The organism is Nannocystis sp., assembly GCF_016714285.1.
Taxonomy (GTDB): domain Bacteria; phylum Myxococcota_A; class Polyangia; order Nannocystales; family Nannocystaceae; genus Nannocystis.
Genome location: NZ_JADJNN010000035.1, coordinates 196448 through 219905, shown reverse-complemented (window position 1 = coordinate 219905; position 23458 = coordinate 196448). Strand labels below are relative to the sequence as shown.

Annotated in this window: 21 protein-coding genes and 2 pseudogenes; 12 read left to right on the top strand and 11 right to left on the bottom strand. The window is 71.5% G+C overall.

The window, feature by feature from the left end; genetic code table 11:
* Window position 1: 1 nt before the first annotated feature.
* Complete coding sequence (locus IPJ59_RS33125; RefSeq protein ID WP_293275258.1) at window positions 2–1783, bottom strand: sigma 54-interacting transcriptional regulator; 1782 nt, start codon at window positions 1781–1783, stop codon at window positions 2–4.
* A 218-nt stretch (window positions 1784–2001) separates the two neighbouring features.
* Here IPJ59_RS33125 and IPJ59_RS33120 point away from each other — a divergent pair, with 218 nt between their 5' ends.
* Complete coding sequence (locus IPJ59_RS33120) at window positions 2002–2919, top strand: hypothetical protein (protein ID WP_293275256.1); 918 nt, start codon at window positions 2002–2004, stop codon at window positions 2917–2919.
* Here IPJ59_RS33120 and IPJ59_RS33115 read toward each other — a convergent pair.
* On the bottom strand, window positions 2894–3397 hold the full coding sequence (locus IPJ59_RS33115) for a hypothetical protein (RefSeq protein ID WP_293275255.1): 504 nt from the start codon (window positions 3395–3397) through the stop codon (window positions 2894–2896). The two genes, IPJ59_RS33120 and IPJ59_RS33115, sit on opposite strands and share 26 nt — an antisense overlap.
* A 157-nt stretch (window positions 3398–3554) precedes the next feature.
* On the opposite strand from IPJ59_RS33115, the gene IPJ59_RS33110 reads away from it, so the two are divergent.
* Complete coding sequence (locus tag IPJ59_RS33110; protein WP_293262243.1) at window positions 3555–3986, top strand: hypothetical protein; 432 nt, start codon at window positions 3555–3557, stop codon at window positions 3984–3986.
* On the top strand, window positions 3983–4246 hold the full coding sequence (locus IPJ59_RS33105; protein ID WP_293262240.1) for a hypothetical protein: 264 nt from the start codon (window positions 3983–3985) through the stop codon (window positions 4244–4246). Before IPJ59_RS33110 ends, IPJ59_RS33105 begins: the two co-directional genes overlap by 4 nt.
* A 25-nt stretch (window positions 4247–4271) precedes the next feature.
* Here the strand turns inward: IPJ59_RS33105 and IPJ59_RS33100 are convergent, their stop codons facing one another.
* Window positions 4272–4475 (bottom strand): hypothetical protein, encoded by a 204-nt coding sequence (locus IPJ59_RS33100; RefSeq protein ID WP_293275253.1) that lies wholly within the window; start codon window positions 4473–4475, stop codon window positions 4272–4274.
* Between the two features lie 324 nt (window positions 4476–4799).
* Between IPJ59_RS33100 and IPJ59_RS38400 the strand changes: the two are divergent.
* Window positions 4800–4964: pseudogene (locus IPJ59_RS38400) on the top strand (RNA recognition motif domain-containing protein); the annotation flags it as partial.
* A 425-nt stretch (window positions 4965–5389) separates the two neighbouring features.
* On the opposite strand, the gene IPJ59_RS33095 reads toward IPJ59_RS38400, so the two are convergent.
* From IPJ59_RS33095 to IPJ59_RS33080, 4 genes are all read right to left on the bottom strand, one after another.
* Window positions 5390–5995: an NHL repeat-containing protein gene (locus IPJ59_RS33095; RefSeq protein ID WP_293262232.1), complete on the bottom strand. Its 606-nt coding sequence runs from the start codon at window positions 5993–5995 to the stop codon at window positions 5390–5392.
* A 179-nt stretch (window positions 5996–6174) separates the two neighbouring features.
* Window positions 6175–7512: a DUF1501 domain-containing protein gene (locus IPJ59_RS33090; RefSeq protein WP_293275252.1), complete on the bottom strand. Its 1338-nt coding sequence runs from the start codon at window positions 7510–7512 to the stop codon at window positions 6175–6177.
* 33 nt (window positions 7513–7545) lie between these two features.
* Window positions 7546–9933: a DUF1588 domain-containing protein gene (locus IPJ59_RS33085; protein ID WP_293275250.1), complete on the bottom strand. Its 2388-nt coding sequence runs from the start codon at window positions 9931–9933 to the stop codon at window positions 7546–7548.
* 157 nt (window positions 9934–10090) lie between these two features.
* Window positions 10091–10831, bottom strand: a complete 741-nt coding sequence (locus tag IPJ59_RS33080; RefSeq protein ID WP_293262226.1) for a hypothetical protein — start codon at window positions 10829–10831, stop codon at window positions 10091–10093.
* 243 nt (window positions 10832–11074) lie between these two features.
* On the opposite strand from IPJ59_RS33080, the gene IPJ59_RS33075 reads away from it, so the two are divergent.
* The 8 genes and pseudogenes from IPJ59_RS33075 (at window position 11075) to IPJ59_RS33045 (ending at window position 18375) form a co-directional block, all read left to right on the top strand.
* Window positions 11075–11416, top strand: a complete 342-nt coding sequence (locus tag IPJ59_RS33075; RefSeq protein ID WP_293262224.1) for a hypothetical protein — start codon at window positions 11075–11077, stop codon at window positions 11414–11416.
* An 85-nt stretch (window positions 11417–11501) separates the two neighbouring features.
* Window positions 11502–11720: pseudogene (locus tag IPJ59_RS38395) on the top strand (pseudouridine synthase); the annotation flags it as partial.
* Between the two features lie 79 nt (window positions 11721–11799).
* Window positions 11800–12228 carry a pseudouridine synthase gene (locus IPJ59_RS33070; RefSeq protein WP_293275345.1) on the top strand — a complete coding sequence of 143 codons (429 nt, stop codon included), beginning with the start codon at window positions 11800–11802 and terminating at the stop codon, window positions 12226–12228.
* A 102-nt stretch (window positions 12229–12330) separates the two neighbouring features.
* Complete coding sequence (locus IPJ59_RS33065) at window positions 12331–13485, top strand: FIST signal transduction protein (RefSeq protein WP_293275248.1); 1155 nt, start codon at window positions 12331–12333, stop codon at window positions 13483–13485.
* Window positions 13475–14893: a PAS domain-containing sensor histidine kinase gene (locus tag IPJ59_RS33060; RefSeq protein WP_293275246.1), complete on the top strand. Its 1419-nt coding sequence runs from the start codon at window positions 13475–13477 to the stop codon at window positions 14891–14893. Before IPJ59_RS33065 ends, IPJ59_RS33060 begins: the two co-directional genes overlap by 11 nt.
* 195 nt (window positions 14894–15088) lie before the next feature.
* The gene (locus tag IPJ59_RS33055) at window positions 15089–15529 is read left to right on the top strand and encodes a tellurite resistance TerB family protein (protein WP_293262213.1); all 441 of its coding nucleotides are present in this window, start codon (window positions 15089–15091) and stop codon (window positions 15527–15529) included.
* Between the two features lie 71 nt (window positions 15530–15600).
* A complete protein-coding gene (locus IPJ59_RS33050; RefSeq protein ID WP_293275244.1) occupies window positions 15601–16845 on the top strand; it encodes a M48 family metallopeptidase in 1245 nt (414 codons plus the stop codon).
* 534 nt (window positions 16846–17379) lie between these two features.
* A complete protein-coding gene (locus IPJ59_RS33045; protein WP_293275242.1) occupies window positions 17380–18375 on the top strand; it encodes a hypothetical protein in 996 nt (331 codons plus the stop codon).
* A gap of 6 nt (window positions 18376–18381) precedes the next feature.
* Here IPJ59_RS33045 and IPJ59_RS33040 read toward each other — a convergent pair whose 3' ends face one another.
* From IPJ59_RS33040 to IPJ59_RS33025, 4 genes are read right to left on the bottom strand one after another with little or no spacing between them, the layout of a single operon-like run.
* Window positions 18382–19314 carry a hypothetical protein gene (locus tag IPJ59_RS33040; RefSeq protein ID WP_293275241.1) on the bottom strand — a complete coding sequence of 311 codons (933 nt, stop codon included), beginning with the start codon at window positions 19312–19314 and terminating at the stop codon, window positions 18382–18384.
* 29 nt (window positions 19315–19343) lie between these two features.
* Window positions 19344–21614 (bottom strand): neutral/alkaline ceramidase, encoded by a 2271-nt coding sequence (locus tag IPJ59_RS33035; protein WP_293275239.1) that lies wholly within the window; start codon window positions 21612–21614, stop codon window positions 19344–19346.
* A gap of 43 nt (window positions 21615–21657) precedes the next feature.
* Entirely contained in the window at window positions 21658–22578 is a 921-nt protein-coding gene (locus IPJ59_RS33030; protein ID WP_293275237.1) for a hypothetical protein, read from the bottom strand.
* Window positions 22579–22625: 47 nt separating this feature from the next.
* Window positions 22626–23408, bottom strand: a complete 783-nt coding sequence (locus tag IPJ59_RS33025; RefSeq protein ID WP_293262195.1) for a GNAT family N-acetyltransferase — start codon at window positions 23406–23408, stop codon at window positions 22626–22628.
* Window positions 23409–23458 lie beyond the last annotated feature (50 nt).

Sequence of the window (23458 nt, the reverse complement as noted above, 5' to 3'; positions counted from 1 at the left end):
CTCAGGACCTCCGGTCGGAGCCGATGGCGTGGCGCTTGAGCTTGTTGACGAAGGTCCGGAGGGGCATGCCGATGAGCTCGGCGGCGCGGGTCTGGTTGCCGCCGGTCGCGGCGAGGGCGGCCGAGATGCGCTGGATCTCGAGCTCGCGGATCTCGTCCTCCAGGGGGCGAAACTTGGGGGGCTCGTCGTCGCTGTTGTTTGGACTGCTGTCGCCTGGGCTCGCCGGGTCGGTCGGCGCGGGGCCGCCGAGCCACTCGATGAGGTGGTGCGGGCGCAGGACCTCGTCGGGGTAGGCCGCGGCGATGCCGGCCATCGCGTGGCGCAGCTCGCGGACGTTGCCGGGCCACGGGTGCTCGGCGAGTCGGCGCATCGCCGCCGGGGCGATCGTCATCGGCGGCGCCCCGGCCTCGCGGCGGGCCGCGGCGAGGAAGCGCTGGGCGAGGATCGGCAGCTCGCGCGGGCGGTCGCGCAGCGGCGGCAGCCACAGCTTGGCGCCGGTCAGGCGGAAGTAGAGGTCGCGGCGGAAGCGGCCGGCCTGGACCGCCTCGTCGATCGCGTGGTTGGTGGCGGCGACGATGCGGAGGTCGATCGCCCGCTCGCCTTGCTCGCCGACGCGGACGACGCGGCGGGTCTCGAGCGCGCGCAGCAGGCGGGCCTGCGCGGCCAGGCTGAGCTCGCCTATCTCGTCGAGGAAGAGGGTGCCGCCGGCGGCCCGCTCGAGCCCGCCGGGGCGCTCGGGGCCCGAGGCGTCGGCGCCGCGGCCGAACAGCTCGCTCTCCAGCTGCTGCTCCGAGAGCGCGACGCAGTGCATCACCATGAAGGGCCCGGCGCTGCGGCTGGACATCGCGTGGATCGCCGCGGCGACGAGCTCCTTGCCGGTGCCGGTCTCGCCGGTGATGAGCACCGGCAGGTCGGCCGCGGCGATGCGCTCGACGAAGGCGAACAGGCGCTGCATCGCCGGGTCGGCGACGATCACCTCGACCTCGCCGACGCGCCGGGTCTCGCAGGCCGCGCCGGCCGCGAGCGGGCTGCCAGGCGTGGCCTGGGCCGCGGCGGCGCGGGCCCCCGCGAGCAGGGCGTCGGGGTCGCTGCCGTCGAGCGGGTAGCCGGCGTAGCCGATGCGCGCCGCGCCGCTGCGCGGCAGCTTGCCGGCGAGGGCGGTGGCCGCGTCGGTCTCGGGCAGCAGCACGACGGTGCCGCCGCTGATGTCGATGCCGACGATGTCGCCGCGGCGCGCGAGCCTCGCGACCGCGGCCTCGACCGCGATGCGGTCGCCGTCGTTACCCGGCTGCAGCACGACGATCGTGAGCTCGTGGGCGAAGCGGGCGGCGCGTTCGACCTCCTCGGCGAGGCGCAGGCGCAGCTGCGGGAAGTCGAGCGCGCGACGGTGGCGCGGGGCGGTCCCGCCGGCGTGGTACACGAGGGTCGCGCCGCCGATCGTGACGGTGTCCCCGGACAGCAGCAGCCGCGACGCGGCGATGCGATCGTCGTTGACCCACACGCCGTTGTGGCTGCCGAGGTCGGCGAGGCGGGCCTCGCCCTGGTCGATCGTCAGCATCGCGTGGCGGCGCGAGACGCCGTGATCGTCGATGCGCAGGTGGGCCTCGTCGGAGCGGCCGATGAGCACGCTGCCGGTGTGCGGCAGGGCGAAGCTGGTCGAGACCTCGCCGTGGAAGACCATGAGGTACTGGCGGTCGCGCGGCTCGGCGGGGGGCGCCGCGCCGCTGCGATTGTCCAGGACCCCCAGGGTTGGCCCGTCGAGCGTGAGCTTCTCGCCTGGCACGGGGGCCCAGACTCCCGCGGAACTGGCCCCGGAAGCAAGCTTCACGGCGCGACGCGCCGCGGGTGCGGCGGGCTCTCACCCCGTACGTATCCGCCCACAGAGGCCCGAGCTGGCCCGATCTGGCCCGATCTGGCGCCCGATCGGACCCGACTCGGCCGATCTGGCGCTGATTTGGCGCCGATCGAGGGCCCGATCGGTGCCAGACGACGCCAGCGGCCGTGCAGGCGCGTCCAGGGGTCCGCCTGGCGCACGATCGCGGCGCCTGGCGGCGCTTGCAGTTCCTCGGTCCGCGGGGTTCGATCGGCCGCATGCGCATGACCTCGCTCGTCCCTCCTTGTCTCGCTCTCCTCGCGCTCGCCTGCGGACCCGGCGACGGTCGCAACGAGACCGACACGCCCGCGACCATGCCAGTCACCGTCACCGAAGTGAGCGCGACGGGCACGGCGGGGACCAGCACCGGGGGCAGCAGCGGCGCGACGCCGACGACCAGCGACAGCGGCGTGAGCGGCGAGAGCAGCGGCGGCGGCACGACCGGGCAGGTCTCGGCCAGCAGCAGCGGCGGCACGACCGGCGAGGGCAGCAGCAGCGGCGGCGGGGAGAGCAGCGGCGGCTTCAAGTTCGACCTCCCGTTGCCGGACAAGCCGATCCCGGTGCACGACATCCCGGGCCTCATGTCGATCACCTTCTACGAGACGACCGGCAAGGTCACCGAATATACCTTCACGGTCGACGGCCCCGAGCTCAACAATCAGCTCGCCGATCCGCTGACTCAGCAGAATCGCGACATTCAGGGCACCGGCGTCGAATTCTACGATGTCTACTATTCGGAGGAGGACGGCACCTTCAACGCCGACGGCAGCTACCTGACGATCGCCGGCTCCTTCGGCGCCAAGCTGCCGGCCGGAGGCGGGCTGAACCTCGCGGAGATCAGCCTCAACTACGACGATAACTCGGTCGAGTACGGCAGCTTCCTCGCCAGTTTCCTCGGGCTCGGCGACAACTATGTGCCGGGCACGGAGCCGAATGCGATCGACGGCAAGCTCGAGACGCACACGACGATGGGCAACAACGTCGACGAGCCGGACAAGCGCCTGCGCGTGACGCTGGGCTTCAAGTCGTCGCTGATGCCGGGCTGATGCCGAGCTCGGCGGCGAGGATGCGGGTCAGGGCCGGCGGGTCCACGCCGTAGGCCTCGCCGAGGCGGCCGAGCACCTGCAGCTGGCCGGCGGTGACGGGGGTGGAGGTCCGGGCGACGCCGCAGAGCAGCTCGAGGCAGACCTGACGCGCCCAGTCCGAGGCGGGCGGTGTGACGGCGACGCTCTCGAGGGCGAGCCGTCCGTGGGGCATCAGTCGCTCGATGTCGTCCTCCGAGAGGCCGATGCCCTCCGTGATCGCGGCGACGAGGTGGTCGCCGTGGTCGTTGCGGTCGCCGACGAGGAACACGAGGATCGCGAACAGACCGATGCTGTCGCGCACGGCCGCGGGCTCGCCGGCGAGGCGGGCGAGCACGGCGGCGTGGTCGTCGGGTCGCTGCTCGCACGGCGCGGCGACGCCCGGTGCGGGTGACGTGGGGCTGCTCTCGGTTGCGACCGGCGGCGCCGGGACTCTGGCCATGCGCGCAGTATCCCGCGCGTGGGCGGGCGCAGTCCATCCGTGCTTCGCCGCGTCGGCGTCCCGGTGGCGCCCCGCGAGGCCGTGGTTCGCTGCGTCGGCGCCCCGCAGCGCCTCCGGCGCTTGCACGCCGACGCGGGACGGGAGAAGCTCGCCGCCGATGGCGCGATTCAAAGATGAACCAGTCAAGGCGGCCCTCACGGCGCAGCTCCAGCCCGGCGAGCAGCTCCAATACTACGCGTTCGGCGTCAAGCAGCCGAACATGGGGCTCATCATCCTGCTGGTGTGTCTGGCGATCTTGCCGGGGCTCATAGCGATCGCGCTGCTGACGAAGGAGTACGTGGTCGGGCTCACCGACCGCCGCCTCATCGTGCTGCGCGTCGGCGGCGGCGTGAAGGTCAAGGAGGTCAGCGAGTACGCGCTCGGCGACCTCCACGGGGTCAAGACCTCGACCGGCTCGCTGTTCACGCACATCTCGATCGGCGGGGCCGTGCCCTTCACCGCCAAGTTTCATCGCATGGGCATGAAGACCAACCGCGAGCAGGCGATGGCGATCGCCGCGGCGCTCGCGAGCAAGGCGCTGCCGGCGTGACGCCGGAGGTCGCCCCGCTGGTGGCCTGCCCCTTCTGCGGCGACCTGACCGGCGAGGCCGGGCGCTGCGGCGGGTGCGGCCGCAACAAGCAGGCGCCGCGGCGCAGCTGCACGAATTGCGGCAAGTTCACGCCGAGCGCCGAGGCGAATTGCTGCCACTGTCGCCAGGCCTTCACCAGCGAGCTGGCGTGGAAGGTCCCGGTGATCATCGTGCTGTTTATCGCGGCGATCGTGCTGTCGGTCGCGGTGCGAATGTTGTGAGCCGCGGCCGGCGCGGGTCAGCGGGTTATTCGGCGAGCTCGCGGGTGCGGATGGCGTGGGCCTCGTACTCGCTGCGCAGCTTGCCGGGCTTCTCGCGCTCGGCGGCGCGGTCCCAGGCGTGGGCGGCCTCGAAGTAGGCGCGGGCCCGGGCCAGCTCGTCGGAGGCCTCCTCGGCCTTCTGTTCGGCCGCCTGGGCCTTGGGGACGTGGGGATTGCGACCGAAGCCCATGGCGCGCGGAGCGTAGCTCAGTTGGCCCGTCGGCGGGCGCATCGGCGGACAAGGGCGTGATGGGCGCACGAGGTGGTGAAGCAGAAGCAATGGAGACGTGACGCAACGCCCGGGGCCGGGGCGGGCCACGGTGCCACTGCGCCGCAGGCCGCTTGCACGTGCAGCCACATCGATTCGCCGCGATCGCGGCGGGACTCCGGGCGGCCAGTGGGCGCGTTGACAGGCGCGAGAAAAAGCGCATTCTCCAGCCCGACCAGCGCATCCAGAGAATGGATCGCACGCTTCGCGCGCTGCGGGGCGGATGTCACGAGAAGAGAAGAGACGATGTCAAAGAAGCTTTTTGTCGGTGGTTTGAGCTGGGATACGAACGATGAGGGCCTTCGTGAGGCGTTTAGCAAGTTCGGATCGGTGATCGAGGCGAAGGTCGTGACGGACCGTGAGACCGGGCGCTCGCGCGGCTTCGGCTTCGTCGGTTTCCAGGATCCGGCCGATGGTGCGACGGCCCAGCAGGCGATGGACGGTGCGTCCCTCGACGGTCGCTCGATCCGCGTCAACGCTGCCGAGGACAAGCCCGGTGGCGGTAGCGGCGGCGGCGGCGGTGGCGCGCGGCGGCGGCGGCGGCGGCGGCTACGGCGGCGGCGGTGGCGGAAGCTACGGCGGCGGCGGTGGCGGCGGCGGCGGCGGTGGCCGTGGTCGTGGCGGCGGTGGCGGCGGTCGCTACTGATCGTCCTGCGCTGTGAACACGGGAGACCCGGGCCTCGCGGCCCGGGTCTCTTTGTCGTTAAGCAGCACGGACCCGGGCTTCGCGGCTCGGGTCTCTTTGTCGTTAATGCGGCACGGCGTCAGCGCGGGGGATCCCGGCACGGGCGTCAGCGCGGGCTTCGGGTGCGCCCCTGCGGGTCGCCCCACTCCTGTCAGCGCGGGAGGGTGCGGACCAGGCCGGCGCGGGTGACCAGGCGACGCTGGCGATTGCCGGCCTCGGTGACGATGAAGCCGGAGTGGTCGTCGGCGAGGGAGATCGTGGTGGGCAGCCAGAAGCGGGCGCGCTCGGGCTCGCCGTCGACGAGGCCGTGCTGACCGGGGGCGCCAGCGAGGACGCGGAGGCGGTGCTGGCTGATCTGGTAGGCCCAGAGGATGTGGTTCTTGATGTCGGCGATCGCGAGCAGGTCGTCGCCGTCGAAGGCGACGCCGCCGGGGGTGAACTCGGCGACGCCAGCGATGGCGCGGGCGTCGAGGAGGTTGACGACGGTGTTGACGACGCGGACCCGGAGGTCGACCTGGCGCACCGACTGATTGCCGGTGTCGGCGACGTAGAGGATGTGATGGCCGGGATCGATGGAGAGCGAGCGGGGGCCGTTGAAGCGGGCCTTGCGGCAATTGGCGTTGATGATGCCGGGCGAGCCCGGGGTTCCGGCGAGCAACTCATGGACGCGTGTGGCCGCGGGGCGCACGCCGATGATGTGCTCGGCGGCGTCGCAGAAGTACACGAGTCCAGAGGGTGCTTCGACGGCGGCGTGCATGGTCCGACCTTCGGGGTCGCAGGGTACGCAGCGACGCGGGATCGGGATCGCATATTTCGCGGCCGCCGTCGATCTCGGGTCCGCTGCGGATCTACTGCGGATCTACTGCGGGTCTGTGGGGGCGCTGAGGTGGCCCGCCCGCCTGTGCAGATGCACAGGAGGCGGCGGTCTGCGGGTGATCAGGTGAAGATCGGGAGGATCTCGCCGGCGAGCTTGAACTTCTGGGCCGGCGCGCCCTCGCTGATCCCCGCGAGCTCACGCAGGGCGAGGTGGATGTGCCCGGCGGTGATCACGACGCCGGTGTCGTCGCCGGGCTCGAGGGTGTCGAGGGTGTCGGGGTCGACGGGGAGCGGCAGCTGGTCGACCTCGTCGGTGCCGCCGACGAGGCGGCCGGCGCCGATGAGGCTGGGGTCGCCGCTCAGGAACATGGCGCTGCTGACGGGCCAGTGGTCCTTGCCGTCGCCGGGGTTGACGCCGTTGTAGCCCTTGCCGCGGCCGAAGTCGGAGCCGACCATGATCACGATGTCGCCGTAGAGGCCGGCGGCGGTGGCCTGTTCGACGACGTAGTCGATGCCCTTGAGCAGCTTGGCGAGCTGGCGCACCTGCGTGGTGTCGTGGTTGGCGTGGGTGTCGAAGCCGCCGAGCTCGAGGTTGACGCCGACGGCGAGGCCGGCCTGGAAGGCGGCGATCGCCAGCTGGGTCTGCTGCATCATGCGCTCGAGGTCGGAGAGCTCGTTGGGGATGTCGATCAGGGTGTCCGGGAGGGCGACCTGCGAGAGGCTGTCCAGGTTGCCGCGGGCGACGTAGAGCTGGCCGGCGGAGTCGGCGATGCGGGGCAGGTGCTGGGCGTCCTTGTAGGCCTTGAGGCGGGCGTCCTGGGCCGCGCGGATGCGGTCGAAGGTGGCGGCCGGCACGTAGGTGCTCTGGTTCATCGGGTCGGCGGGGTTGACCCGGTTGGGCTCGGCGAGCTTGCGGAAGGAGGTGACCGAGTTGAGGCGGGTGACCGGGAGGAGGTTGCCGGTGCCGTCGTAGCCGCCGGAGCTGATGAAGGCGAGCGGGTGGGCGGGGGCGCGGGTGGCCGCGACCAGGGCGGCGAAGTTCGGGTAGCCGCCGTCGCCGCGGCCCGACCACGTGGTGGTGACGCCGCGGTCGTGGTTGTTGGTCTGCATGTTGACGCCGTTGACCACGAGCAGGTTGTTGACGTGCTTGCTGAAGAAGTCGCCGGTCTTCATCAGGTACTGCATCGCCATCGGGTCGGTGACCAGGTTGGCGGCGAGCGGGATGTCGGCGAAGTGGAAGGGGCCGACCTTGTCGATGGCGGGGTCGAAGTCGTAGAGGCGGTTGAAGGGGCCGCCCTTGGGCTTGGGGTCGCAGAGGTAGGTGGGGTCCCAGCCGCCGCGGGCCGAGATCATGACGTAGAAGGGGCCGGCGTAGGGGGTGAGGGCGCGGGCGCTGCGGGGAGCGGCGACGGCGAGCCCGGTCATCGCGGCGATCTGAAGGAAGCTTCGGCGGTCCATGGTGGTCTCCGTGGGGTGCGCGAGGAGGCGGGCTCACTCGTAGAGGAACTTGTAGTCGGACAGCAGGTAGATGATGACGGCCTGCCAGGCGCGGATGGCGTAGGTCTCGTCGAGCTTGATCTGGCGCTCGGCGGGGAGGTCGGTGTTGGTGGTCGGGTCCTTGAGGGCCTGGCACGAGCCGAGGGAGGTGGTCTCGGTCTTGTCGGCGATGCTCTGCACGCCGGCGGTCCAGGTGTCGTAGAAGAGGGCGAGGGTGGCGTCGACCTCGGGCGAGTCCTCGGCGACGACCTCGCCGAGCACGCGGTCGTGCAGGTGGGCGATGTTCTTGCGGATCGCGCCCTCGTTGAAGTCGGGGGTGTCGACCGGGTCGACCAGCGGGAACAGCAGGCGCTCCGCCATCGGCTTGCTGAAGTCGAAGGCGGTGGCGATGCAGGCGACCTCGATGGCCATGCGGGTGGCGACCGCGGCCATGATCTGGTTGGTGGCGGTGAGGCGCTGGGTGACGTCGAAGGAGTCGATGCCGCCGTAGAGGATCTTGTACTCGCCGACCAGCAGGTCGGTGCCGGTGCCGCCCCAGCGGACGCCCGTGACGCTCTGGATCTTGCGGGTGAGCAGCTCCGGGGTGGAGAGGCGGCCGGTGCCGACGGCGACCAGCTCGGCGCGGCGGGCCGCGCTCGGCTCCTTGCTCATGCCGATGCCGCGGTAGTAGGGCCCGCGGATGACCTCGCGGATGATGAGCTTGAGGTCGTAGTTGGCGGCGATGAACTCCTCGGAGATCGAGCGGAGGAGCTCGTCCTGGACCTGCCAGGCGGCCAGCAGCGACTTGTAGTCGGGGCTCGCGGTGTCGGTGGGGTAGCGCAGCGGCTTCTGGCCGGTGAGCGCGGCGAAGATGGTGTAGGTGGTGGCGAGGCTGAAGCGCGGGTCGGCGGCGACGCGCTCGGCGAGCCAGCGCACGCCGGTGGCGAACAGGTCGGCGGGCATGAGCTCGTTGCCGTAGCCGGGGGCGAACATCTCCGGGTACCAGACCGGCGGGTCGAGCAGGAACTCCTGGTTGTTCTTGTCGAACATCTGGAAGCCGCCGGCGATCGGGTCGATGACGCGGTGGCACTTGGCGCACTCGGAGGCGTCGCGCGTGGGGTTGGAGAAGGTCGAGCCGGCGGCGGGGTCGATCGCCTGGCTGGCCAGCGCGAGCACGTCGGTGGCGAGGAATTGATCGTAGACCTTGCGCGCGCGGTGGCGGTTGCGGTTGGTCGGGGTGGTCGGGAAGCGGTTGAGCCACATCGGCGAGGTGAGCACGCCGGCGTGCGGGTACTCGATCGGCTTGCCGTTGCGCGTGACCTTGAGGACGCCGGGCTGGAGCTCGTTGGGGTTGTTGGGGTCGTCGAACTTGGCGTCGACGCCGTACAGCCAGGCGGAGTCGGGGGTGAAGACGGTGTAGGGCGCGAGCAGCAGGTCGGTGAGCGGGAGGTCGTTGCGGACGATGTACTGGACCAGCGAGAGCGGCTCGCGGGCGACGGCCTTCTTGACCCGGGCCTTCTGGTCGGCCGGCAAGGGGTTCATGGTGTCGAGGTACTTGGTGACGTTCGGGAAGTCGGGGGTGGCGGCGTTGAGGAACTGGACGCCGTCGCGGACGAGGTAGGTGTCGGTGAAGAAGACATCGTTGTAGATGTCGGCGAGGCGGTCGTAGAAGGCGTCCTCCTGCATGAAGGCGTCGAGCGCGGCGAGCAGGGCCGGCTCGCCGCCGTCGGCGACGGCGCTGCGCTCGTCGGCGGTGGGCAGGCGGCCGACCAGGTGCAGGGCGGCCTTGCGCAGGGTCTCCTCGGGGGTGAGCAGGGAGACGTCGGGGAATGCGGCGGACGGGGGCTTGGGGGCGCACTCGACGGGGGCGTCGAGCTGGGCGATGAGCTCGGCGAGGTCATCGAAGACCTGGGTGCCCTCGCTGAGCTGGACGCCGCCGCCGTGGTCGACGAGGCCGGTCGGCTTGGCGAGCAGCAGCGGGACGCCCTCGTACTCGTAGCCCGCGAGGCTCTTGATGTTCTCGATGTTGGCCTCGATGAAGCCGGGGTAGACGGGGGTGAGGAGGCGAAACTTGGCGCCCTTCTCGGCCGCGACGCCGGTGGGCTCGTGGCACATGGCGCAGTTGCTCGACATGAGCGGGGCCCACACGCGGTCGGCGAAGAAGTCGCGGGTGGAGTAGCAGTCGACGGGCTCGCCGGTGCTGGCGTCGCCGGTGCTGTCGCCGGTGCTGTCGCCGGCGCTGGTGGTCGGCGTGTCGTCGCCGGTGGTGCTGGCGGGCTCGCTGGCGCCGGTGCTGTCGGCCTGGGTCGCGGTGCCGTCGCCGCCGTAGCAGGCGAGCGGGGCGGCCGCGAGGGTCGACATGGCCAGGCGCAGCAGGTTACGGCGGCTGTGTTCACCCATCATCGCCGGGCATCGTAGGCACAAGCGGCGCGGGCCGACAATCCTGGGCGTTGCGCGCAGGATGTCTCTTGGGACAGGTTATGATGTGACGGCGAGGTCGCGATGGTCCTCGCTGGGGCGTCCAGGCCTCACGCCGACAGCTGTCCGCGGGCGCGATCGATCACAGGTCGTCGACGGGCTCGTCGTGCTCACCGGGCTGGTCGAGCTCATACGGCACGCCGCCGCTCGGGACGGCGCCGACGCTGAAGTCGAGCAGCTCGGGGTCGCCGCCGACCAGGCGCACGCGGAACAGGCCGAGGGCGATCGGGCCGGTGTGGCCGATGAGGTCGAGGCCGACGTTGGTCTTGTTGTGGACCTGGAGATCGAGGTTGGCGCGGCCCTGGCGGAGGCCCTGGATCGCCTCGAGGCTGCCGCGGAGGTCGATCACCGCGTCGCTCTCGGCGCTGGTGATGAAGATCGCGTCGTGCCCGGTCCACACCTTGTGGACGACGCGGTAGCGCAGGCGCCACTGCGAGTGGTTGCGCAGCACGGCGGCGACCGGCAGCAGCTCGTCGATCTCCGAGATCACGATCTCGGCGGCGCGGAGGAACAGCGACTCGGCGCTGGCGAAGGCGATGCGCAGACCGGCGCTGGCGTCGAGGCCCGCGGCGATGTCGAGCTTGGCGTCGGCGTCGAGCGTCACCTCGGTGGTTCCGCCGGAGCGAAACTCGAAGGGCGCGCCGGCGGTGCTGCGGGTCTTGAAGCGGACGCCGAGGCTGCGCACGTTGCCGAGGCGGGTGAACACGCCGCCGCTGACGACGCCGAAGTCGCCGAGCTCAAAGTTGTTGGCGAGCGGGAGCCAGGCGACATGAGCGCGGAGCTGCTGACGGATCACGCGGGCGGCGGAGCTGGCCAGGGACATCGGGCTAGGGTATCGTCTTGACCCGCGCGAGGGTGCGCACGACCGTCCTGCGATGCTCCTCCCCGGAGCCTGGCTCGCCCTGATCTTCGCGGCGGCGGGCCTGGGCTGTGCGGACGACGACGGGCCGTCGCCGATCGGACAGTGCCAGAACGAGGCGAGGGGCGAGTGCTGCGAGGATGCGGCGTCAACTTGGGCGCGTCGCGGAGTAGGCCGCGCGGTCGCGGGCGTGTTAGGGTCCCGCCAATGTCGCGGACCAAGCTCGTCGTGGGTGCGCTGTGCGTCGTCTTCATCGGCTTCACTGGGGCCTGCGCGGGCGGGTCCAAGGGGCCGCCAGCGTGCCCGGGCGCGGGCTGGTGCGCGAGCGCGAGCGAGGCGGCCACGGTGGCCGAGCCGTCGACCGGCACGACCTTCACCTGCCCGATCGGGATCCGTGCGGCGGTGGCGATCGAGAGCGGGGCCCAGCCGCCGGCCGGCGTGCCCGCGGGGGCGCGCGGCACCCTCGACGAGAAGGCGACCAAGGCCAAGCGCAACGCGGGCGACGCGACGACCTGTTGTTACGTGTGGAACGAGCCTTGCCCCGGGTGATGGGGCCCCGGGTGATGGGGCCCCGGGTGATGGGGCCCCGGGTGATGGGGCCCCGGGTGATGGGGCCCCGGGTGATGGGGCGGCCATGAGGGTCGGCGGATTGGCTGGCCCATCGGACATGTCCCTGAGGCCAGAGCAGATCGTGTACCGCGACGAGGCGATGGTCGTGGTCGACAAGCCGGCGGGGCTGGTGGTGCATCGCGGGTGGGCGGACGACGAGGTTGCGCTGCTGGGGCTGGTGCGCGACGCGGTCGGGGCCTACGTGTATCCGGTGCACCGGCTCGATCGCGGGGCCAGCGGGGTGCTGGTGTTCGCGTTGTCATCGGCGGTGGCGCGGGCGCTGCAGGAGCAGTGGACGGCGGGGACGGTGAGCGAAGCGTTATCTGGCGATCGTCCGCGGGGCGCCGCCCGACGCGGCGGAGATCGACCACCCGATCCCCCGCAGCGAGGACGGGCCGCGGGTGCCGGCGGTGACGGACATCCGTACGCTGCACCGGGCTGGCCGCTACGCGGTGGTCGCGGCCGCGCCGCGCACCGGACGGCTGCATCAGATCCGTCGCCACCTCAAGCACATCAGCTGCCCGCTGATCGGAGACGTCCGCTACGGCAAGGGCGAGCACAACCGGCTGTTCCGCGAGCAGCACGACCTGCATCGCCTGGCCCTGCACGCCCGCTCGCTGCGCCTGCACCACCCCGTGAGCGGGGCGCCGCTGCTGCTGACGGCGGCGGTGCCGGCCGACCTGGCGGGGGCGCTGGCCGGGCTCGGCGCGCCGGCGAGCTTGCTGGCAGATGTCCTTGATGACATGTCCTGAGGGACAGGGTGCAGACTCGCCCGCCGAATGGGCCCCAGGAACAGCGTTTGATTGCCGGTTTGTGGGGGGGTCGGTAGAGTCCCGGGACGAGGGAGGTGGCGCTTGGAGCTACGCAGCGTGCGGCTTGAGGGGGCGCGTTCCGACGGGGCGAGCGGTCTGCCGCTGGGGCTCGACTCGGAGCAGACGCTGGTGCTGGTGTTCGGGCCGTCGAACCTGCTCGATCGGCCAGGTCCGGTGATCGACCTGGCGCGGGCCTTCCCGCGTTCGCGGGTGATCGGCTGCTCGACGGCGGGCGAGATCTTCGGCAGCCAGGGCGGGCAGCGGGCGGGGGTCGGCGACGACAGCCTGGTGGTCGCGGTGGCCCGCTTCGCGGCGACGCGGCTGGCGACCGCGTCGGCGCCGATCAGCGCGGCGGACCAGTCGTTCGCGGCGGGCGAGGCGATCGGCCGCCAGCTCGCGGGCGAGGGCCTGCGCGGGGTGCACGTGCTGTCGGACGGGCTGCTGGTCAACGGCAGCGAGCTGGTGCGCGGGCTGTCGTCGGTGCTGCCGGCGGGGGTCGTGGTCACGGGCGGGCTGGCGGGCGACGGGGACCGTTTCGTGCGCACCTGGGTGCTGCACGACGGGGCGCCGAGCTCGGGGCACGTGACGGCGGTGGGCTTCTATGGCGAGCGGGTGGCGATCGGTCACGGGTCGGCGGGCGGCTGGGACCCGTTCGGGCCGCGGCGGCTGGTGACGCGCAGCAAGGGCAACGTCCTCTACGAGCTCGACGGCAAGCCGGCGCTCGAGCTGTACAAGCAGTACCTCGGCGAGCGCGCGGACGGGCTGCCGGCGACCGGGCTGCTGTTCCCGCTGGCGCTGTCGCGCGACGAGGGCGAGGGGCGTCGGGTGGTGCGGACGATCCTCGCGGTCGACGAGGCCACGCAGTCGCTGACCTTCGCCGGGGACATCCCGACCGGCGCGCAGGCGCAGCTGATGAAGGCGCAGCTCGACCGGCTGATCGAGGGGGCCGAGGACGCGGCCGGGCGGGCGCGGGCCCTGGTCGCGGGCGACACGCTGGCGATCGCGATCAGCTGCGTGGGGCGGCGTCTGGTGCTGCGTGACCGCAGCGACGAGGAGGTCGAGGCGGTCCAGGAGGCGCTGCCGGCGGGCGCGCAGGTGGTGGGGTTCTATTCGTACGGAGAGCTGTCGCCGAGCGCGTCGGGGGACTGCGATCTTCACAACCAGACCATGACGCTGACGACGATCTGTGAGCGCTGAAGCCGAGCTGCACCGGCTGCTCCAGAGGCAGCTGCGACGTCTGGGTCTGACGGCCCAGGACGGGCCGCCGTCGGCGTCGCAGTGGCAGGCGCTGCTCGCCACGGTGAGCCGCAGCTACACCAGCGCCGAGGAGGACCGCTACTTGCTCGAGCGCTCGCTCGACCTGTCGTCGCGCGAGATGCAGGCGCTCTACGAGAACCTGCGCCAGGCCTCCGAGACGCGGCTGGCGGGCGAGCGGGACCGGCTCGCGTCGGTGCTGGCGGCGCTCAGCGACGGGCTGTGTGTGCTCGACCCGCGGGGCGTGGTGCAGTCGGCCAACGCGAGCGCGCAGGCGCTGCTGGGGGCGGACGAGGCGGCGCTGCGGGGCAAGTCGGTGCTCGATCGCTTCAGCCTGCACGCGGTCGCCGACGGCGACGCGGTGGTGGCGGCGGTGGTGCTCGGCTTCGTGGTCGGGCAGCGGCAGACGCTGCGCTACGACCGGTCGCTGCTGCGGGGCGCGGGCGAGGCGCGGCCCGTGGCCTGCGTGTTGACGCCGTTGATCGTGGGTGGGGTCGCGACGGGGGCGGTGTTCGTGTTCCGCGACACGACGGAGTCGCGGCAGGCGGAGCGGGAGCTGCTGCGGACCTCGGAGGCGCTGGTGGACGCGCGCGACCGGGCGCTGCAGGCGAGCCGGACCAAGAGCGTGTTCCTGGCCAACGTGAGCCACGAGCTGCGGACCCCGCTGAACGCGATCCTCGGCTACAGCGAGCTGATCCAGGAGGAGTCGCAGGGCGCGGCGACGGTCGCCGACGCGGCGAGGATCCACCAGGCGGCGGGGCACCTGCTTCAGCTCATCAACGACATCCTCGACGTGTCGAAGATCGAGGCCGGGAAGATGCGCCTCGAATGTGAGTCCTTCGAGGTGCCGGCGCTGGTCGACGCCGTGGCGAGCACGATGGCGACGCTGGTGCAGCGCGGGGGCAACAAGCTGGTGGTCGATTGCCCGGCGGAGGTCGGGGCGGTGGTCGCCGACCGGACCAAGCTCGGGCAGGCGCTGCTGAACTTGCTCGGCAACGCGGCGAAGTTCACGAGTCAGGGGACGATCCGCCTGGTCGCCCACCGCGAGGTCGAGCCGGGCATGTCGTGGCTCGGGGTCGCGGCGCGCACCTGGGTGGTGATCGCGGTGCACGACACGGGGATCGGCATCCCGGCGGCGCGGCTCGGCGAGCTGTTCGTGCCGTTCTCGCAGGTCGGCGACAGCAGCCAGCGCAAGGGCGGGACGGGGCTCGGGCTGACGATCACGCGCGAGTACTGCCGGATGATGGCCGGCGAGGTGAGCGTGACGAGCGAGGCCGGGCGCGGCTCGACCTTCACGATCCGCGTGCCGGTCGATGTGCCGGCCGCGCTGGCGGCCCAGGCCACGCTGTGAGCGGTATTGGCCGCGGATTGGCCGCGGGATTGGCCGCGGGATTGGCCGGCGAATGGGGCGGCGAATGGGTCGGCGAATTGGTGGCGGTCGCGGCTTGTGCCGGGGCGAGGCGTGGTCGACACTCCTCCGGCCCGCGGGGCCGATGTGCCCCCGGCGAGCCGCAACAGAGCCGTACAAGCTCAAGGAGGAACATCAATGGGTCTACTGTCCAAACTCACCGGTAAGGTCACCCCGCAGAAGAAGCCGGCCGACGACGCGCTGCTCTTGCACGCGATGCTGCTGATGTGCGGCGCCGACGGAAGCTTCGACGAGCAGGAGCTGCCGCAGGTGGAGAGCTACTTCAGCGCGCTGCCCGAGTTCGAGGGCAAGGAGTTCAGCGCGGTCTACCAGGAGGCGGCGAAGGTGCTGAAGCGCTACCCGAGCCTCAAGGACTCGGTGAAGGCGCTGTCGGATCTGACCAACCAGACGGTGAAGAACAAGTGCTACCTGCTGGCGGCCGACATCGCGATGTCGAGCGGTGACGTCGACGAGGCGGAGGACGCGATGCTCGAGGCGATGCAGCGGGTGCTGCAGGTCGAGGACTCGCTGGCGACCAAGATCCTCGAGGTGTTGACGCTGAAGTACGCGCGCACCTAGGTGCGTGTCGATGGGGCCGGACCTGCGCCGAGGTGCAGGTCGGCCGTGATTTTTTTGGTGGGAGATCCGGCATGCAGATCGATCCGAGGCAGTTTCAGGTCCGGCGCGAGCAGCAGCTGCGCGACGAGGTGGTCGGCGACTTCGGGGTGCGCAAGGCGCTGGCGAAGATCCGCGAGGTGCGCGGGGGCAAGGGCTACGGCTACCGCCGGAGCCTGTTGAGCTCGACGCTGCGTCTGACGCGGTCGATGTCGCCGGAGATCGCGGACACGGTGGCGGAGTGCAAGGCGCTGATCGGGCACGAGGGGCCGGTCGAGGTCTACGTGACGCCGGAGCACCAGTTCAACGCGAGCTGCTACCGCGAGACGCGCGGGCCGACGGTCCTCACCCTGTCGAGCCGGCTGCTCGAGGCGTTCACGCCGGCCGAGCTGCGCTTCGTGATCGGGCACGAGCTCGGGCACGCGGCCTTCGATCACTACGGGCTGCCGATGCCGGCGGCGGCGATGATCGAGGAGCTCGGGATCCCGTTCGTGTCGCGGCCGATGTCGCTCAAGCTGTACGCGTGGTGCCGCAGCGCCGAGCTGTCGGCGGACCGCATCGGTCTGCTGTGCGCCCAGGACCCGCAGGCGGCCGCGAGCGGCTTCTTCAAGCTGGCGAGCGGGATGGCGAGCCCGCGGGTGGTGCCGGACCTGGCGACCTTCGCCCGCCAGGTCGAGAGCCTGGCCTCGGCCCCGGAGGCGCGCGAGAAGGAGTACGACGAGGACACCCTCGACTGCTTCAGCACGCATCCGTACAACCCGGTGCGGGTGCGGGCGGTGTGGGCGTTTAGCCGCTCCAAGGAGTTTTTGGCGGCGATGGGCAAGCCGACGGGTGACGCGTGGGGGCTGGCCGAGGTGGAGGCGCTGGTCGACCGCGACATGCAGCTGATGGAGCCGACCTACCTGCAGGAGAAGAGCCAGACCTCGGACACTTTGCGGCGGCTGCTGTACACGGCGGGCGTCGCGGTGGCGGCGGCGTCGGGTGGCGTCGAGGCGAGCGAGCTGGAGGCGATCGGTCGCCTGCTCGGGTCGGACCACGGCGACGAGGTGGTCGACGTGGCCAAGGTGATCGGGGACCTCGAGGGGCGGATCGCGGCTGCGCTCGAGGTGCCGCTGCTGTACCGCGCGCAGCTGGTCCAGCACCTGACGATCGTGGCGGCGGCGGACGGGCAGGTCAGCGCCGAGGAGCTGCAGGTGATGGAGGACATCGCCCAGCGGCTCGAGGTCGGGGCGGGCGTGGTGCACCAGACGATCCGCGGGGCGATGCACCCGATCGACTAGTCGGCACAGGGTTGTGCGGACGACGTCGCACGGGCCGGTGCGGCCCGGCTTGGACGCCCGCGCAGGCTCGAGAAGCCGGATGTCCGGAAGAGGCCTCGCCCTCAAACACGGCCTGACACACCGTCGCCGGGGTGATTCCCGGGTCTACGCCGGACTCGGTCGAGGCCTCTTCCGGCCCTCCGGCAAGCCAAGCCTCCGCCAAGGGACGGGGCGGTCGGCGTCGCCGAGAAGCCGGACCGCACCGGCCCTGAGAGCGCGACATGGCTGGATGGACATGTCTCTTGCGACATGCTGCCTGCGAGGCCCTGGCGACGGGGCCCGTGTCCGCGGGAAGTTCGCTCAGGGCGGGGATGACAAGCGCCGAGGAGGACGATCACCACGGGCAGGGCTCGCATGAGGCGCGGCGAGCGTACCGCAGGTGGTCGGTGCGCGGCGGGACGCGACGTGGTGGTTCGCCACAGGACGGCCGCGGAGGGGCTGGAAGGGCGCTGGGGGCCGGTTTGGGCTGGCACGGGGGTGGCATTGGGGAGGGTCATGCTGACTCGCACGATCGTCGCTTCCACGCTGTCGCTGGCCCTTGGCGGCTGTTTTCTGACCCCCGACTACGCCTTCATCGAGGCGGACGACGTGATGATCGAGCCGGTGCGCGGGGCGGAGTACCGCGAGCTGACGGAGTACGGCGACCTGTACGCGATCTCGATGCAGAGCGCGCACGACGTGGGCGGGACGATCGCGGCGGCGATCGAGGGGATCGAGAAGGTGCTCAAGCTGCTGGACCGGTTTCCCACGGACGAGGACGACGAGGGCTATCGCGTGTACGGGCCGTACCACCCGCGCGACGCGGAGGTCAGCTGGTTGTTTCGCCTCGATGGCGATACGGACGGGTCGCGCTTCGAGGTGTGGGGCGGGCCGACCTCGGCGGGCTCGCGCTCGGACATGCAGCAGCTCCTGAGCGGCGAGGTGGCGGTGGCGAAGACGCGGCGCAGCGGGGCGTTCCACCTCGACTTCGACGTGTACGAGGCCTACGGGTCGGCGCTGAAGATCGGTGCGGACCGCGACCGGCACTACACCGGTGTGGTCGATCTGCGCTTCGAGCGGGACCTCGATTCGCAGCTGAAGACGATCGACATCGACTACGACGATTTCACGATCACGCAGGAGGTCCCGATCCACGACGACTTCGCGGCGACCCGCTATCGCTTCGCGCGGGCGGCGGACGGGGCGGGCAGCTTCCACGTCGATCTGGCGGCGACCTTCCAGTGGGCGCTGTGGAGCGGGCCGGCGATCGAGCGGGCGGTGATCGACATGAGCTGGCAGGCCGACGGGGCCGGGCGGGCGCACGGGGAGCTGCGCAGCGAGGTGGAGGGCGACCTGCTGCTCGGGGACATGGTGCTCGACGAGTGCTTTGACCCGCGCGGGGCGCTGGTGTGGCGCGAGGTCAACGAGGCCTACGCGGAGGCGCTGCCGGGTTACAACAAGGGCGACCCGCGCGGGTGCGCGGCGGTCGAGCTGGACGCCGCGGTGAAGTGATGGGGGCTAGGGGAGGTGGAGGGCGGCCCAGTCGCGGCGGTTGAGGGAGTTGTTCGGGTCGACGCAATTGGAGGTCCGGTAGTTCTGGATGTTGAGGACGAGCGAGTTCATCACCTCGGCGGGCGGGTCGCCGGGGTGGATCGGGTCGACCCCCGGGGGTACGAGGTCGTAGTCGCCGAACTCCGGCTTGCAGCAGTCCTGGGCGTCGGGGGGGCAGCAGTAGGGGTTCTGCTCCTCGGCCGGGTCCAGGAGCATGAACGGTGGCTGGTTGGGGTCGGCGTTGCGGGTGAAGCTGCCGCTGGCGAGCGGCATCAAGAGCTCCTTGCTGATGATGAAGAAGGTGCCGATGTCGCAGAGGGGGCCGTCGCCGTCGCGATAGATGAAGAGCTTGGCGCAGGGGCTGGTCATGGGGACGGGGAGGGCATAGCCGGCGCCGAGCGTGAGGAGGCCCTTGCCGGACTCGCCGACGCAGCCGGTGCCCTTGGTGTTGAACTTCAGGACGTCCGGGCCGGCCTCGAGCTTGCCGATGAGGCTGACGACGTTGCCGGCGCAGATCTGGGCCTTCATGCCGTCGAGGTAGACGAAGTCGCTGAACCCGTCGGCCTTCGTGAGGGCGCAGATCGGCTCGCCGGTGCTCTCGCCGACGCCGGTGCTGTTCTCGACGACGCCGGTGGTGGTGTCCGCGTTGACGCCGGTGCTGGTGCCCGGGTCGCTGCTGCTGCTCGTGACCGGGGCGCTGGGGTTGTCGGTGGTGAGGGCTTCGGTGGTCGGGTTGTCGGTGGTCGTGGTGCCGGGCGTGGTCGGGTCGGTGGTCGAGGCGGGCCCGGTGGTGGGCGGCGCAGCGGTGGTCGTGCCGGCGCTGGTGGTGCCGCCGGTGCCTTCGGTGTCGAGGCCGAAGAGCGGGTTATTCGAGGTGCAGCTGGCCAGTGTCAGGGTCAAGACCAAGGTACGCATAGACGTCCACGGTATCACTGCACCGTGAAGCTGGGGGAGGTGGCCGAGAACGGGGTGATGACGGCGAGCAGCGATTTCGCGTCGCCGTGGTAGACGATGCGATAGGTGCCGGGGGCGGTGTCCTTGGCGATGCGCCAGTCGATGGTGACCTCGGAGGTGGGGCTCAGCGGGCCGCCGGTCCGCTGCCAGCGGAAGGTCGTCTCGGGGTCCCAGTCGTGGGCGACGGTCTGCCACTGGTCGCCGTCCTGGCGCTGGACCTCGAGGAAGCCGGTGCCGGTGCGGAGGTCGTTGCGCGGGTGCGCGCCGCGGAAGCGGACGCTGACGTGCTCGCCGGGCTTGGCCGCGGCGGGCGGGGCTTGCACGACGTCGCCGAACTTCTCGCCGATGCAGAGGATCGCGTCCGGGAGCGGGCAGGGCGAGTCGGCGATGACGGGCGGGGTGTTGACGAGCTGGGCGTCGCTCAGGTCCTTCGGGGTGCCGGTGTCTGGCGGATCGAGGTCGGCCTGCAATGCGTCGGCGACGGTCGCGAAGTTCTGCTGCCAGGCGGCGAGGGTCCACGGGCCGAACTGCGTGAAGGCGCCCTCGTAGTGCTGGGCCTTGTACTCCTCGCGGGTGGTGACGTAGCTCGAGTAGCCGTTGCTGAGGCCGGCGACGACGGCCCGGGTGACGCCGAGGTCGGCGAGGCTGGCGAGCACGGTGGCGCGCAGGCGGGCGCCAGAGATGGTGGTGACCTCGAAGGGGGCGGGGAGCACGGCGAGGCCGCCGATGCGCAGGACCTGGGCCGGGAGCACGGTCGGCGACCAGGGGTGGGGGAGCATGCGGCCGACGGGGAGGAGGATGGTCTTCTCGGCGTGGCAGGTCTGGTCCTCGGGGACCAGGGTGACCTTCGGGAGGTCGCCGTAGACGATGCCCTCCTCGATGAAGCTGACGGCGACGCCGTCCTCGGCGCCGGCGGCGATCGAGAAGCCGATCGCCGCCTTGCAGGTTTGCTGGGGGCCGGCGCCGTGGGTGTAGATCGGGTCGACGGCGACGTTCTCCATGTCGAAGAAGGCGGCGCGGGCGTCGACGGGGCCGCGCAGCAGCTCGCTGGCGTCGTCGAAGAGCTGGCGGGCGCGGGCGTACTGGAGGTCGCCGTGGACGGCGGCGTTGGCGAGGTCGTCGCACTCGGGGTCGGGGCTGCCGTCGCAGGGGCGGAGCACGGTGTTCACGGGCTCGCCGAGGATGACCTCGTTGGGCGAGACGTCGCCGGCGTCGCTCTGGGCGAAGGCGGCGACGAAGGGCTCCTTGGCGCTGTAGTCGGCGGCCATCGAGCGCTCGAAGTAGTAGGAGGCGAGGCCCTTGTGATCGCCGCTGACGAGGCGGTTCTGGTTGGAGACGCTGGTGGCGTGGCTGGAGAACCAGGTGAGGGCGCCGATCGGCGGGCCGTCGGTGGCGACGCCGTCGCTGCGCTCGAAGCGGAGGACGGTCATGCGGGTGTTGGTGTTGCGATCGAACTCGGCCTCGTGGGCGGCGCGCTCGTCGGCCGGGTTGCCGGCGTAGGCCTGGGGCGACCGGTTCCAGTTGGCGTCCTGCAGCGGGCCGCTGTTGATCTTGATGACGGCGTCGCCGAGGTTGGCGTGGGCGCGGTCGATCGCGGCGACGATGCCGGACACCACGGCCTCGAAGTTGTCGGGGTCGAAGCCGCCGACCGCGAGGTTGAACATGGTGTAGTGGGAGAAGCCGCCGAGGCCGCTGTGGGTGTGCGTGGCCGAGAGCGCGACGTTGCCCTGGGTGTACACGCCGGGGTACTTGGCGGCGAGGCGCTTCAGGACCTCGAGGTGGACGCCCTGGAACACCTGGCCGAGGTCGGCGCTGACGAACACGACGCGCTTGCCGTTGCACGGGCTCTCGACGACGAAGGCGCGGGCCCACAGGCGGGTCGAGATGCCCTCGGCCTTCTGCTCGGGCATCGAGTAGCCCATCATCACGAGCTCGGCGACGGGGCCGGTGACGTCGGCGATGCCGGCCCCGACGCGGTAGTGGGGGTCGTCGGCGCAGGCGCCCTGGGGGGTTCCGGTGCTGGTGTCGCTGGTGGCGCTGGCGCTGGTGTCGGCGCTGTCGCTGGCGCTGACGCCGGAGGTGGTGGGGGTGGGCTCGGTCGCGCTGGTGGTCGCGGTGGTGGGTTCGCTGGTCGGGTTGTTCGCGGTGGTGGTGGCGCTGTCGCTGGCGCTGTCGCTGGTGGTCGTGGAGTCGCCGCAGTGGAGGGCGGCGGCGGTGACGAGGGGGAGGGCGAGTGCGCGGCGCATCGGCCGATGATAGTGCTTCGCTGGCGCAGCGTGGAGGGGAAGCTCAGCTGGCGAACTCGGCGACCCAGGCCACGTGGATGCCGATGCCGTCGGCGCCGATGCACTCGCTGGTGATGCGGGAGCTGAGGTTGTGCAGCAGCATCGGCGCGCCGTTGGCGTGGATCATGCCGGGCTCGCCCTCGGCGATCGGGGGGTCGGGCGGGACCTGCAGGTCGTAGATGCCGGGGTCCGGGAATGGGGCGCAGCAGCCGGGCGGGTTGTCGCCGCAGCCACAGATGTCCGCGGCGACGATCGCGGGGGTGATCGGGAGGAGCGGCGGCATGGGCGTGAAGGAGCCGACGAACAGGAGCTCGGTCTCGTTGGCGTTGGTGACGAGCATGGCGCTCATGAGGCAGCCGGGCTGCCACAAGATCTTGGCGATGCCGCAGCCGAGCTCGCCGTCCGGGATGGTGAGGGGGAAGTTGTCGCCGAGGCGCAGCGCGGTGCCCTTGCCGGGGTTGGCGCAGCTGCCCGCGTCGTGGATGACGATCTGGCCGTTGAGGACCTTGAGCAGGCCGGTGATCTTGGGGTTCATGATGCCGCACACGTGCATGCCCTTGTCGGCGGCGATGTCGTGGACCTCGCGGTCGAAGCTGGGCTCGGGCGCGGCGACACTGCAGGCCTGGCCGCCGGTGCTCTCGGCCGCGGTGGTGCTGGCAGAGCTGCTGGCGCTGGAGGACTCGCCGGTGGTGGTCCCGGGCTCGCTGGCGCTGGCGGGCTGGGTGCTCGCGTCGCTGGTGGGGCCGCTGGTGCTTGTGCTGGTGCTGGTGCTGGTGCCGGGGCTGGCGGTGGTCGTGGGCGTGGTGGTCGGGTCGCCGCTGGTGCTCTGCTCGCTGGTGGCGCTGGTGGTCTCCTGCTTGAGGCCAAACAGGGGATTGTCGATCGAGCAGGCCGCGAGCAACAGACACAGGCCGAGGTGGCGCATGCGGGCGAGGGTAACACCGCGAGGATGGAGTGAGTGGGGCGCGGGCTTTAGCGGGCGTAGCTGGCGATCTCGGCGACGGTGACGAAGCCGAGGCGGGCGAGGATCGGCGCCGAGCTGGTGCGCAGGGCCTGGGTGGTGACGAGGCGGAGACCGTGGGCGGCGATCACCTGCAGGCGGGCGGCGATGAGGGCCCGGTAGACGCCGCGGCCGCGGAATGTGGGCAGGACGACGGCGCCCATGAGATAGGCGGAGCGATCGAAGAGGGCGCAGTTGGCCGCGCCGACGGGGACGCCACCCAGGCGGGCGAGGAAGGCGGGGTGGCGATCGTCGCGGCCGGTGAGCACGGCCCGCTCGTAGGCGGCGAGCGGGACGGGGTCGGCGTCCCAGCCGGTCGCGACGGTGTGGGCATAGCGGTCGACGTTGGCGAGGTCGACGCGCTCGACGGTGAGGCCCGCGAGTGGTTGTGTGCCGCGGATCGTGATGGCGGCGAGCGGGGCGGCCATGACGGCGACCTCGTGGCGTCGCAGGCCGCGTCGGAGCAGGCGCTCGCCGAGGTCGTGCGGGCGGCTGTCGGGGCCGACGGTCCAGCGGAAGCGGATGCCGAGCGCGTCGTACTCGGCGATGGTGGCGTCGATCACGGCGTCGGCGTCGGCGTCGGCGAGGACGGCGAGGTCGACGGAGTTGAAGCCGCCGCGGGCGAAGGCGGGGGTGATGCGCTGGGACCAGCCGGGTCGGTGGATCTCGCGGATGCCGGGGTAGGCGACGTGGGCGTCGCGCGGGCGCACGAGGGCTTCGTGGAGGACTTCGGCGTCGCTGAGGTCGGCGAGCATGCGCGCCACAGTACCTGGTTTGATCGCCGCCTCGAGGCCGGGGCTGCCTC